This window comes from Streptomyces sp. NPDC002499 (assembly GCF_053595415.1).
Genome location: NZ_JBSFXO010000020.1, coordinates 49,663 through 62,307, shown reverse-complemented (window position 1 = coordinate 62,307; position 12,645 = coordinate 49,663). Strand labels below are relative to the sequence as shown.

General features: G+C 72.2%; 6 protein-coding genes. 4 read left to right on the top strand and 2 right to left on the bottom strand.

Translation table 11 applies throughout. The annotated features are described in order from the left end of the window. Positions 1-67: 67 nt before the first annotated feature. The gene (locus ACWD5F_RS43825) at positions 68-1,276 is read right to left on the bottom strand and encodes a nucleotide sugar dehydrogenase (protein ID WP_401713936.1); all 1,209 of its coding nucleotides are present in this window, start codon (positions 1,274-1,276) and stop codon (positions 68-70) included. Between the two features lie 310 nt (positions 1,277-1,586). Here ACWD5F_RS43825 and ACWD5F_RS43820 point away from each other — a divergent pair, with 310 nt between their 5' ends. Beyond that, positions 1,587-3,293, top strand: a complete 1,707-nt coding sequence (locus tag ACWD5F_RS43820) for a glycerol-3-phosphate dehydrogenase/oxidase (protein WP_451261716.1) — start codon at positions 1,587-1,589, stop codon at positions 3,291-3,293. A gap of 137 nt (positions 3,294-3,430) precedes the next feature. Here ACWD5F_RS43820 and ACWD5F_RS43815 read toward each other — a convergent pair whose 3' ends face one another. Further along, positions 3,431-4,492 (bottom strand): serine hydrolase domain-containing protein, encoded by a 1,062-nt coding sequence (locus ACWD5F_RS43815; protein WP_451261715.1) that lies wholly within the window; start codon positions 4,490-4,492, stop codon positions 3,431-3,433. A gap of 439 nt (positions 4,493-4,931) precedes the next feature. On the opposite strand from ACWD5F_RS43815, the gene ACWD5F_RS43810 reads away from it, so the two are divergent. From ACWD5F_RS43810 to ACWD5F_RS43800, 3 genes are all read left to right on the top strand, one after another. After that, the gene (locus ACWD5F_RS43810) at positions 4,932-7,250 is read left to right on the top strand and encodes a serine/threonine-protein kinase (RefSeq protein WP_451261764.1); all 2,319 of its coding nucleotides are present in this window, start codon (positions 4,932-4,934) and stop codon (positions 7,248-7,250) included. 162 nt (positions 7,251-7,412) lie between these two features. After that, positions 7,413-10,511: a protein kinase gene (locus ACWD5F_RS43805; RefSeq protein WP_451261714.1), complete on the top strand. Its 3,099-nt coding sequence runs from the start codon at positions 7,413-7,415 to the stop codon at positions 10,509-10,511. Between the two features lie 210 nt (positions 10,512-10,721). After that, positions 10,722-12,596 carry a protein kinase domain-containing protein gene (locus ACWD5F_RS43800; protein WP_451261713.1) on the top strand — a complete coding sequence of 625 codons (1,875 nt, stop codon included), beginning with the start codon at positions 10,722-10,724 and terminating at the stop codon, positions 12,594-12,596. The last annotated feature ends 49 nt before the right edge of the window (positions 12,597-12,645 follow it).

The window sequence follows — 12,645 nt, the reverse complement described above, 5'->3', positions numbered from 1 at the left end:
GAGAAGGGGGCCGGTCACCTGGTGAGGTGACCGGCCCCCTTCGTGCTGTCCGGGCCCGGTGCCGTGGTCAGAGGCGGTGCGCCGCCCCCGTCGGGGTCGCTCCGCAGGTGTCCAGGAGGAGTTGGGCCTTGACCGACAGGCCCTGGAGGTCGTACGTGCGGTGGTGTTGGAGGAGGATCGTGAGGTCGGCTTCGGCGGCGGCCTCATAGAGGGAGTCGGCTCGGGGGACCGGGCGGTCCAGGACGCTCCAGGACGGGACGTGCGGGTCGTGGTAGCTGACGGAGGCGCCGAGTTCCATCAGGCGGACGGCGATCTCGCGGGCGGGGGTGGCCTGTTGGTCGGCGAGGTCGGGTTTGTAGGTGACGCCCAGGAGGAGGACGCGGGCGGCGCGGGCCGACTTGCCGTGCTCGTTGAGGAGGGCCGCGGCGCGCTGGATGACGTAGCGCGGCATCTGGGTGTTGACCTGTTGGGCGAGTTCGACCATGCGCAGGGTGCGGCCGGTGTGGCCGGTCAGGTCCTGGGGGACGGCGTGGCCGCCGACGCCGGGTCCTGGGCGGAAGGCGTGGAAGCCGAAGGGCTTGGTCTCCGAGCAGCGGATGACGTCCCAGAGGTCGACGCCCAGGTCGTGGCAGAGGACGGCCATCTCGTTGACGAGCGCGATGTTGACGTGCCGGAAGTTGGTCTCCAGGAGCTGCACGGTCTCCGCCTCGCGCAAGCCACGCGCGCGTACCACCTTGTCGGTGAGGCGCCCGTAGAACGCGGCGGCCGACTCCGTGCACGCGGGCGTGAGGCCGCCGATCACCTTCGGGGTGTTGGCCGGGGTGAAGTCGCGGTTGCCCGGATCCACCCGGCTGGGGGAGTACGCGAGGTGGAAGTCGCGGCCCGCGCGCAGCCCTGAGCCCGCTTCGAGGATCGGGCGCAGAACCGTCTCCGTGGTGCCCGGGTGCACGGGCGACTCCAGGATCACGGTGGTGTGCGGGCGCAACTGCGCGGCGAGGGTGCGCGCGGCCGTCTCCACCGGGGTGAGGTCGAGGCCGCCGTCCGCGCCGCGCGGGGTGGGCACACAGATGACCGCGGTGCGTACGCGGCCCAGCTCGGCCGGGCTGGTCGCGTGCCGGAAGCCCCCCGAGAGCATCCGGCGCAGTTCGGCGGGGCTGAGCGAACCGGGCTCGGGCCCGGTCCGGTAGCCGAGCGTGGAGATGCCGGCGGCGACGGCGGCCTGGGCCAGCGGCAGGCCGAACGGGCCGAGTCCGATGACGGCGAGATCTGCGGGCATGGCGTGGGCCGTCCTTCCCAGTAACCGAAGCGGGACAGGTGCGCAAGCCCTGTGGACAGAACGAGCGAGCGCAATGTCAGACTAGGAGTAAATATGACCGATATGCGGGATTGGTCGGCTGTGTTTTCCGGGCGGGCGGTGAATGTTGTCCACAGGCTGGGGGCGAGTAGTGGCTGAAGTTGGGCAACACGGTCAGAATTTGGGCAGGAGGGGGACGTAGGAATCCGGGTCGGGGGGAGTAGGGAACGGGAACGGGCTTCGCCCGACGGGTGTGGCCGGCGCTACCGAAAGCGGAAAGCGGGAGGCAGCTGTGAGGACAGCGACACTGGGGCCGGCGCAGCGGGCCGAGTCACTGGCGGGAATGGCCGAGCGCGAGCTGGACCTGTTGGTGGTGGGCGGCGGTGTGGTCGGCGCGGGCACCGCCCTGGACGCCGTGACCCGCGGCCTGTCGACGGGCCTGGTCGAGGCGCGCGACTGGGCCTCGGGCACGTCCAGCAGGTCCAGCAAGCTCATCCACGGCGGCCTGCGCTACCTGGAGATGCTCGACTTCGCCCTCGTACGAGAAGCGCTCAAGGAGCGCGGGCTGCTGCTCGAGCGGCTCGCCCCGCACCTCGTGAAGCCGGTGGCGTTCCTGTACCCGCTCCAGCACAAGGGCTGGGAGCGCCTGTACGCCGGATCGGGCGTCGCGCTCTACGACGGCATGTCGATGGCCCGGGGGCATGGCCGGGGCCTGCCGACGCACCGGCACCTGAGCCGCCGTCACGCCCTGCGCGTGGCACCCGCGTTGAAGAAGGACGCGCTGGTCGGAGCGTTGCAGTACTACGACGCCCAGATGGACGACGCCCGCTACGTGGCCACCCTGGTGCGCACCGCGTCGTCGTACGGCGCGAAGGTCGCCAACCGCGCGCGCGTGACGGGCTTCCTGCGCGAGGGCGAACGGGTCGTCGGCGCGCGCGTGCAGGACGTCGAGGCGGGCGGCGAGTACGAGATCCGCGCCAAGCAGGTCGTGAACGCGACGGGCGTGTGGACCGACGACACCCAGGCGCTGGTGGGGGAGCGCGGCCAGTTCCACGTCCGGGCCTCCAAGGGCATCCACCTCGTCGTACCGAAGGACCGCATCAACTCCTCCACCGGCCTGATCCTGCGCACCGAGAAGTCCGTCCTGTTCGTCATCCCCTGGGGCCGGCACTGGATCGTCGGTACGACGGACACCGACTGGGACCTCGACAAGGCGCACCCGGCCGCGTCCAGCGCGGACATCGACTACCTCCTTGAGCACGTGAACTCGGTGCTCGCGGTGCCGCTGACCCGGGACGACGTCCAGGGCGTCTACGCCGGCCTGCGCCCGCTGCTGGCCGGTGAGTCCGACGCCACCAGCAAGCTGTCGCGCGAGCACACCGTGGCGCATCCGGTGCCGGGGCTCGTCGTCGTGGCGGGCGGCAAGTACACGACGTACCGGGTGATGGCCAAGGACGCGGTGGACGAGGCCGTGCACGGACTCGACATGCGCGTCGCCGAGTGCGTCACCGAGGACGTGCCGCTGATCGGCGCGGAGGGCTACCGGGCGCTGTGGAACGCGCGGGCGCGGATCGCGGCCAAGACCGGCATCCATGTCGTGCGCGTGGAGCACCTGTTGAACCGGTACGGGTCGATGGCGGAGGAGGTCCTCGACCTCATCGCCGGCGACTCCTCGCTCGGCGAACCCCTCCAGGCCGCCGACGACTATCTGCGCGCCGAGATCGTCTACGCCGCCTCGCACGAGGGTGCCCGGCACCTGGACGACGTGCTGACCCGGCGCACGCGCATCTCGATCGAGACGTTCGACCGGGGCACGCGCAGCGCCCGTGAGGCGGCCGAGTTGATGGCGCCGGTCCTCGGCTGGGACAAGGACCAGATCGAGCGCGAGGTCGAGCACTACGAGAAGCGGGTGGAGGCCGAGCGGGAGTCCCAGCGCCAGCCCGACGACCTGACGGCGGACGCGGCGCGGTTGGGGGCGCCGGACATCGTGCCGCTGTAGGACGCCGGGTGGGATGCCCTGCGGGGCGGTAGTCGGGTAGTGCTTTGCCAGGGCGGTTCGCGGAGTTCCGCGGACCGCCCGCGGTGTCACTCGAACGAGTGTCGTGAACCGGGATCTTCGTTCGGAACCGGCTCGTTCTACGAGGTGCGGGGGCAGAACTCGGCGGCGAGCAACCGGGGTTCAAGGTCGGGGTCTGCGATCGCGGTCGTGTTCACGCGGAAGGTGAGGACCCGACGGCCGTCGACGGTGGCAGCGGTGCGCACGTAGCTGCCGGAGATGCGTCCGTTGTGCCCCCACACCGTGATGCCGCACGACAGCTTCACGGGAAACAGGCCCATGCCGTACGAGCCGTGTGCGGACCGGGTGTCACGCATCTCGCGCAGCCGGCGCGGGGGCAGCAGTTCACCGCCGAGCAGGGCCGCGTAGAAGCGGTTCAGGTCGGCGAGCGTGGTCACCAGCTCGCCCGCGGCGCCGGCCACCCGCGGGTCGAGTTCGGTGACGTCGGTTCCGTCGGCGGCGTAGGCGCGGCCGTGCGGGGAGGGGAGCGTGGTGCGCGAGCCGGGGAAGGAGGTGCCCGTCAGACCCAGCGGAGCGATGATGCGGCGCTCGGCCTCGACGGCGTACGAGCGGCCGGTGACCTGCTCGACGACCATGCCGAGTACGACGTAGTTGGTGTTGGAGTAGGCGAAGTGGCCGCGGTCGGCCGGGGGGTGGGTGAGTGCGAGGCGTACGGCTTGAGCGGGGGTGAGAGGGACGGTGCCGGCGGTGTCGCGCGTGTAGTCGTACAGGCCGCTGGTGTGGGTGAGCAGGGCGCGCAGGGTCAGGGCGCGGCCGTCGTTGCCCGCGCCGTGGACGAGGCCGGGCAGGTGGTCCTCGACGGTGTCGGACAGGGACAGCCGGTGTTCGGCGGCCAGTTGGAGCACGACCGTCGCGATGAAGGTCTTCGTGATGCTGCCGGCGCGGAAGTGGTCGGCGCGGGAGATGCCGGTGCCCGCGGCGGCGTAGCGGGTGCCCGACTCCTCCTGCGCGAGCAGTGCCGCGGCGGGGGCGCCGCCCTGGGTGACCAGGAGCGGGAGGAGTGCGTCCGTGGCCGGTGGCTCGGGAGTGGAGGAGGCCGCCGGGGTCAGGGCCAGGAGCGTGACGGATACGAGGGACACGAGGGACACAGGCAGGGCCAGTAGTGTCCGAAGCGGTGGCATCGCGGGTCCCGTCGTGGGTCCTTGTCGGGTCCATCTCTGAACCGGGTCCGAACCATCGCCGGTCCCTCGCGGGCCCCTCGTTGGTCCGCCTTCGGTCCGTCTCTGGTGGGGCCCATCATGCAGGGCGGGCGGGTGCCGGGTCCAAGGGGGGCCGGGTTGAGCGGAACGGGCGGTTCCGGTGGGGGAGTTCCGGGATTCGGGGCGCTCGGGGTTTGGGGCCGGGGGTGCTGAAGTGTCGGGCTCGGGGTCTTGAGATGCGGGGCTTCGGGCGCTTTGTTACTGCGGGTTCGGGCGGCTGGAAGCCAGGGTTCCGGATGCGTGGGGTTTTTGGGGCAGGTGTTCGGGTCCAGGTGGGGCGTCAGAGGCACCCTGGGCGTAGGGCACTTGTCGGGTGAGGGACAATGGAGGCTCTGTCAGGGCGGGTTGCATGAGGGGACGCATGTCGGAGGCGGAGCGGGCGGGCACATCTCGCCAGGACACTCGTCAGGACAAGAGCGAGCGTCTTCTCGCCGGGCGGTACCGCCTGGGAGGAGTGCTCGGCCGCGGAGGCATGGGCACGGTCTGGCGGGCCGAGGACGAGACCCTGGGCCGGACGGTCGCGGTCAAGGAATTGCGGTTCCCGTCGAGCATCGACGACGAGGAGAAACGGCGGCTGATCACACGGACGCTGCGCGAGGCGAAGGCGATCGCGCGGATCCGTAACAACAGCGCGGTGACGGTCTTCGACGTGGTCGACGAGGACGACCGGCCGTGGATCGTGATGGAGCTCGTCGAGGGCAAGTCGCTCGCCGAGGTCATCCGCGAGGACGGCCTGCTGGAGCCGAAGCGGGCCGCGGAGGTCGGCCTCGCGATACTCGACGTGCTGCGTTCGGCGCACCGCGAGGGCATCCTGCACCGTGACGTGAAGCCGTCGAACGTGCTGCTGGAGTCCGAGACCGACCGTGTCGTGCTCACCGACTTCGGCATCGCCCAGGTCGAGGGCGACCCGTCCATCACCTCGACCGGCATGCTCGTCGGCGCGCCCTCCTACATCTCCCCGGAGCGGGCGCGCGGGCACAAGCCCGGTCCGGCGGCCGACCTGTGGTCGCTGGGCGGGTTGCTGTACGCGGCGGTCGAAGGTGCGCCGCCGTACGACAAGGGTTCCGCGATCGCGACCCTCACCGCGGTGATGACCGAGCCGTTGGAGGACCCGAAGAACGCGGGGCCGCTGAAGGACGTCATCTACGGACTGCTCACCAAGGACCCGGCGCAGCGGCTCGACGACGCGGGTGCGCGGCGGATGCTGAACGCGGTCATCCACGCGCCCGAGCCGAAGGCCGAGCCGGAGCCGGCGGTCGACACGACCAGGGTCGTGCCGTTGCCGGAGCAGCCCGACGGGCGTCGGGGCAGGGGGAGTTCGGGCTCGACGGGTTCCGGCGGCAAGCGCGGCGAGGAGGCCGCGGAGAAGCTGCGCGGGGCGTTCCGTTCCGTGAAGAAGGCGGCGGTGGCGGCCGGTGCCGCCGGGTCGGCGGCTGCGGCGCGGACCAAGTCGGGGGGCGGGTCGGAGGGTTCGAAGGCTGAGGGTGGGGCCGGGGCCGGAGCAGGGACGCGGGCTGGTGCCGGGTCCGGGACTGGTGTCGGATCCGGGGCTGGCGTCCGTGACGACCGTGTCGGTGGCTCGGCCGGGGCGGTGGCTTCCGCGGGTTCTACGGCTCCCGCGGGTTCGACGACACCCATGGCTCCCGTGACCCCTTCGGCTCCGGCTGTTCCTGCGGCTCCCAAGACTCCTGCCGCGTCCGGTGGTTCGGCTTCCCGGGGTTCTTCCGGCGGGGCCTCGACGACGGCTTCGCCGTCGTCCGGGGTGTCCTCGTCGTCGGCGACCTCGGGCGCCTCGGGGGCTTCGGGGTCCAACGCCTCGGGTGGTGGGCGGAGTTCGGGGTGGCCCGTGATGACGCCGCCGGATCTGCCGCCGCGGTCGGTGCCGAGGGCGCCGATCACGGACGTCGTGCCGAGGCGGACGTTGGTGATCATCGCGGTGGTCGTGGTGCTCGCGGTGCTCGGTGTCGTGCTGGCCTTCACGCTCGGTGGGGACGACGACGGGTCCGACAGCGGCAAGAGCGAGGGCGGGAAGACTGTCGCGAGCTCCGGTTCGAGCGCGAAGGCGAGCGCGGGGTCCGGGTCGGAGGACAACACCAAGGAGGACACCAGCGCCGGCAAGGGCGCGGGCGGGTCCTCGTCGGGGGACACCGGGACCGAGACGGACTCGACGGCCAGTGCGAACGCGTCCGGCGACGGGTCGAGTTCGGGCAGTTCGAACGGGTCGAGCGGGTCTTCCGGGGACGCCGCCGGCGTGGAGTCGACGCACAAGGGCAGCCAGGGGTACTCGATCGGGCTGCCCGCGGGGTGGAAGTACAAGTCCTCGGACGCTGCGGGTGACCGGTTCACGGGGCCCGACGGGCAGAAGCTGCTGGTCGCCTGGACGTCCACGCCGAAGGGCGACCCGGTCGCCGACTGGAAGAACCAGGAGCGTGCCATGGCGCGCTCGCAGTACACGAAGATCCGAATAGAGCAGGTGGACTACCGCGGCTGGAACACGGCCGACTGGGAGTTCACCTACGTGGACGGCGGCACCAAGTACCGCACGATCGACCGGGGGTTCGTGGTCAACGGGAGTCTCGGGTACGCGCTGATGTACACGGCGAAAGCCGCGAACTGGGACACTGACCTCCGCAAGGCCACCTGGCAGACCCTCGCGAAGACGTTCGAACCCAAATCGTGAGCTGACTGGCCGCTGTTTGGGGCGTGAGATCTGGCATCCCCTCTTTGCGAGTTGCCTCCGGCACGTATCGTGAAGGTTCGCGGACCGTACGCATCCGGGTATGCGTCGGAACGGGACGCGAGGCGAACGGAATTGACCGACCGGGCGGCTGGGGGAGGCAACGTGGACGACTATGCGGGACGGGTCCTGGCCGACCGCTACCGCCTGCCGCTGCCGCCTTCCGACGAGTACGAACTGACCGAGACCCGCGCCTTCGACACCTACAGCGGACAGGAAGTCCTCGTCCGGCAGGTGCCGTTGCCGGAGGTCGTCGAGGCCGAGGTGCTCGACGACCAGGGGTTGCCCGAGGGATTCACGGCGCGTGACCGCGGCGTGCGACGGTCCCCGGCGCGTGGTGAGCCGCGGCGGCCCGCCGATCCGGCCGTGCGGCGCGCGGTCGACGCCGCGCAGGCCGCGGCCCGGATTCCCGACCATCCTCGGCTCGACCAGGTCTTCGACGTGTTTGCCGAGGGTGGGTCGCTGTGGATAGTGAGCGAGTTGGTGCCCGCGAGGCCGCTGTCGGCGCTGCTCGCCGAGAAGTCGCTGACTCCGTACCGGGCGGCCGAGGTCGCGTCCGACGTCCTCATGGCGCTGCGGGTGCTGCACGCGCACGGCTGGGTGCACCGGAACATCACCGCGCGCACGGTGCTCGTCTGCGACGACGGCCGCGTGATGCTGACCGGGCTCGCGGTGGGGGCGGCGGAGGAGGCGTTGTGCGGGTACGACCCGGTGCCGGCGGCGGATGATGACGGTGCGGGCGCGGCCGCGGGTGTGGGTACAGGTGGCGGTGGGGCTGGGCCCGGGGTGTCAGGTACGCCGGGGCACGGTCAGGGGCATGGGCATGGGCAGGGAATTGAGCTTGGGCAGGGGGCCGGGCAGAGGTCCGGAACGGGACAGGGGCTCGGAGGGTCCGGCGGGTCCGCAGGCCAGGGATTCGCAGGAGCCGGGGCCGGTGCCAGTGCCAGTGCCTTAGGAGTGGGCAACTCCCCGGGGGGTGCGGGGGCTTCGGGGAGTCACGGTGGTGCGGGTGGTGCCGGGGGCGTTGATCCCGAGGCCGCTCGCCGTGCTGCCATCAACGCGCGTGCGGCGGGCGGGTTGCCGCCGGCCGGGACAGAGACGGCGGCCAACGGGACGGGGACGTCCGGCGCCCTCGCGCCGAAGGCGCTGGAAGGCGGCGGGGACATCAGGGCCGCGCGGGCCGGGGCGATCGCGGCGTACCGGGCGGGCGCCCGTGCCGCGGCCCGGGTCCAGGAGGCGCAGCAGCACGGGCGGGCGGCCCTGCCCGGTGCCCGGCCGGCGCCCGAGGTCGGGCCCGGCCCGCAGACCAACGGCTCGTCACAGCCGTATCCCTCCGGGGACGGCGGGGAGAGCAGGCCCGGTGCGGGAGCGCCGCCGGGGCAGATCGCCGACCCCTATGGCGTGGGCACCTCCTGGCACGGCGCGACGCCTCGCGGGGCGACACCGGTGACGGAGGGACAGGACCGTACGGCGCTGCCGGCCGGTGGCGACCCCGGCACGGGTACCGGCCCCGGCACGGGTACCGGTCCCGGCACGGGTACCGGCCCCGGCTTCAGCATGCCCTCCGCGCCCGGTGCCCCGGCTCCCGGCCTGGGCGCGGCCCCCGCGACGGGCGTCCCGACTCCCGGCCAACCCGGTTTCGGCGCTCACCCCGGGACGCCGGGTCGTCCCGACACGTTCGGCCACCCCGACTCCCCGTCAGGCCCGCACGGCGTGTCCGGCATCGGGTCTCACCTCGGTCAGCCGGGGCAGGCGGGCATCCATCGTGGCGCCGCCGCCCTTCCCTCCGCGGGTCACGCCGCGCCTGAAGTCGGGGTGTCCGGTCACTCCGGCCAAGGGCTCCAGGCTCCCGGCACCGCCGTCCCCACTCAGCGACCCCACCCCCCGAGCCGCTGGGACGACCTCCGTGCCGACGTTCCGGCCGCTCGGCGTGGGCCTGCCACTCCGCTCGCCGCCGAGCGGGCGCGGCAGGCTCGGATGGCTGTGGTGGGGCCCGTGACCGAGCGGTGGGCGCCGGAGCAGGCCGGGCCCGTGCACGAGAACTGGCAGTTGGCGGCGCCGATCGGGCCCGCCACCGACCTGTGGGCGCTGGGCGCGTTGCTGTACCGGGCCGTGCAGGGGCATGCGCCGTATCCGGAGGAGTCGACGGCCGAACTGGTGCAGATGGTGTGCGCCGAGCCGCCGGCCTTCGCGGAGGAGTGCGGTCCGCTGCGGCCGGTCGTCGAGTCGTTGTTGCGGCAGGATCCGACCGAGCGGCTGGAGTTCGAGGAACTCAGGGGCTGGCTGCGGTCGTTGGTGCGCTCCGCGCCCGAGGCCGAGGCCGGGGTGAACGTGGTGGCCGCGCCGCCCGCCGACTCCAGCCGGCTGCCCATCGTGCGCCGGCGGGGCGAGTTGGTGCGCCGGCGGCGGGCCGGGCTGCCCGCGACCTCTCCGCACGGGCGGCACAAGCGGGCCAAGACGGAGGCGAAGTCGCCGCGTCACCTCGGCCGCACCCTCCTGCTGCTGATCCTGCTTCTGCTGGCCGGGGCCGTCGCGTACGCCCTGATGTTCATGCCGAAGTCCGGCGACGACGGCGCGGCCGGCACGGACCGGACCGGGGCCGCGGGGGACGTCAGTCCCGAGCCGCAGCGGTCGGACGTGACCGCGAGCAGCGAGCCGCGGCCGGACCAGACCTCGCCCCAGCCGGAGAAGACACCGTCGAAGTCGGCGTCTGCGAGCGTCGGCGGGTCGGCGACCTCCGGGCCCGACGTCGGTGCCGGGTTCACCCTGCGCAAGGACCCCGAGGGCTTCCAGGTCGCCGTGGCCAAGGGCTGGACCCGGACGCCCAAGAACTCCTGGAACCAAGTGGTCTACTCGCACGGCGACTTCGAGCTCATCCTCGTGCCGGGCCGCGACGGCGCCGTGACCTACGGCAGCGATCCGTTGGCGTACCAGCGGGACACGGAGCACGAGTTGCAGCCGTACCGCACCTCCAGTTGGGCCACCGCCACCGGGCTGAAGTCGATCACGGTGGGCGAACGGGAGATGGCCGAGGGGCAGTACACCTGGAGCGACGACTCGGGGCGCGACCTCTTCGTACGGAATCTCGCGATCCTGATCAACGGGCGGTACCACGTGGTGCAGGTGCGTGGGCCCGAGTCGGAGCGGGACGAGGTGACACGGCTGTACGAGCAGGCGTCGGCCACCTACCAGTTCACGCGCTGACCTCCCGTCCGCAGGACGGGCTGACCTTCGCTCACGTCACCGGACGGCCTCCACTTGTGAACAGTGCGTGAAGAGGGCGATCGGTTCACTCTCCGGCCCAGAAGCGACAACTGTCACAGTGGGGTTTCCTTGGGACCCCCCTGGTTCCCTGGACGTGGACCGGTCCTTAGTCTGAGCCTGTCAAGACCATTGCGGGGCAACGTGAATCAGATGCAGGGCCAGCTTGTCGCCGGCCGTTACCGGCTCGCCGAGTCGATCGGCAGCGGTGGCATGGGCCGCGTGTGGCGCGCCCACGACGAGGTGCTGCACCGGGCCGTCGCGATCAAGGAGTTGACCGCCGCGCTCTATGTGTCCGAGGGCGACCAGGAACGGTTGCTCGCGCGGACCAGGGCCGAGGCGCGGGCCGCCGCGCGGATCAACAACTCCGCCGTCGTCACCGTGCACGACGTGCTGGAACACGACGGCCGGCCGTGGATCGTGATGGAGCTGGTCGAGGGGTACTCGCTGGCCGACGCGGTCAAGGAGCGCGGACGGATCGAGTCCGCCGAGGCCGCGCGCATCGGTCTGTGGGTGCTGCGGGCGCTGCGCGCCGCGCACACCGCCGGTGTCCTGCACCGCGATGTGAAGCCTGGAAACGTACTCATCGGGCACGACGGGCGTGTGCTCCTCACCGACTTCGGCATCGCCCAGATCGAGGGCGACTCGACGATCACCCGCACCGGTGAGGTCGTCGGCTCGGTCGACTACCTCGCCCCCGAGCGTGTCCGCGGCCACGACCCGGGCCCCGCCTCCGACCTGTGGGCGCTGGGCGCCACGCTGTACACGGCGGTGGAGGGCAGGTCGCCGTTCCGCCGCACCTCGCCGCTGTCCACGATGCAGGCGGTCGTCGAGGAGGAAGCCGCCGAGCTGCACCACGCAGGACCGCTCGCCCCCGTCATCACCGCGCTGCTGCACAAGGACCCGGCCCTGCGCCCGGACACCGCCGAGGCCGAGCAACTGCTCGCCGAGGCGGCGGAGGGGCGCCGGCCCAACGGGGCACAGGTGTACGTGCCGACGCAGCACACGGGCGTACGGCACGACCCGGAGTCCGGTACGGATTCGCAGGCCGAGTCCTGGACGGACTCTCAGCAGGGGCCCGGCGGGCGGGGCTCGCAGGCCGGTTCCGCGATGCCGCCTCGTGCGACGCCGCCGTATGCGACCGGCTCCGGCAGCTCGTATCCGGCGCCCGGTCCGGGTACGGGGTATCCCTCGGGCTCAGGTGCCGGGTACCCGTCCGGCTCGGGCACCGCCTATCCCTCCGGTCCGGGCAGCTCGTATCCCTCCGGCTCGGCCACCCCGTACCCGCCGGTCAACGGTCCGACGTCGGTCGGGCCGCACGGGATGGGGCCGGAAGGGCCCACCGGCGTCGGCCCGGGGCCCGCGCCCAGGCGTCGGCGGCTGCGGACCCTCGTGCTCGCCGTCGTCCTCGCGGCGGTCGTCGGCGGGGGGACGGTCGTGGCGCTCCAGAAGTGGGACGAGGGGCGGCAGAACGACGGGTCGGGCTCGGTGTCGTCGAGCCCGGAGCCGTCGGCGTCGTCGACGTCCACGGAGAACACCAACGGGGCCGTGCCCGCCGGGTGGCGGAAGTACGACGACCCCTGGGGCTTCAGCGTCTATCTGCCCGCGGGCTGGAAGCGGTCGGTCGTCGGGGTCGACGGCGATCTGCGGCAGGTCGACTACACGCCCGACGGCGGCGAGCACTTCGTCCGTATCGCCGTCGACACCTCGCCGGACTTCGCGACCGCCTACGACCACCAGGCCGACCTGGACCAGCAGCTCCAGGTACGGCTGGTCGACTACAAGACCGTGCGGCTGCAGAAGAACATCTACCGCGACCGCGACGGCTCCGTCTGGGAGTACACCTGGACCGCGCGGGCGAAGGACACCCCGTTCCCCGGGCCGCGCCGGGCCGTCGAGGAGACGTACATCGCGCGGGACGGCACCGAGTACGTGATCTACATTTCCTCGCCGGCCGCGGACTGGGCGACGACGAGCAAGCAGTTCACGTCGGTGCTTCAGGGCTGGCAGGAGAAGACCTCCCAGTGATCTGAACGGCCGTCCCGCCGACGGGGGTTGGCGCGCGGGTTGGCCGGTC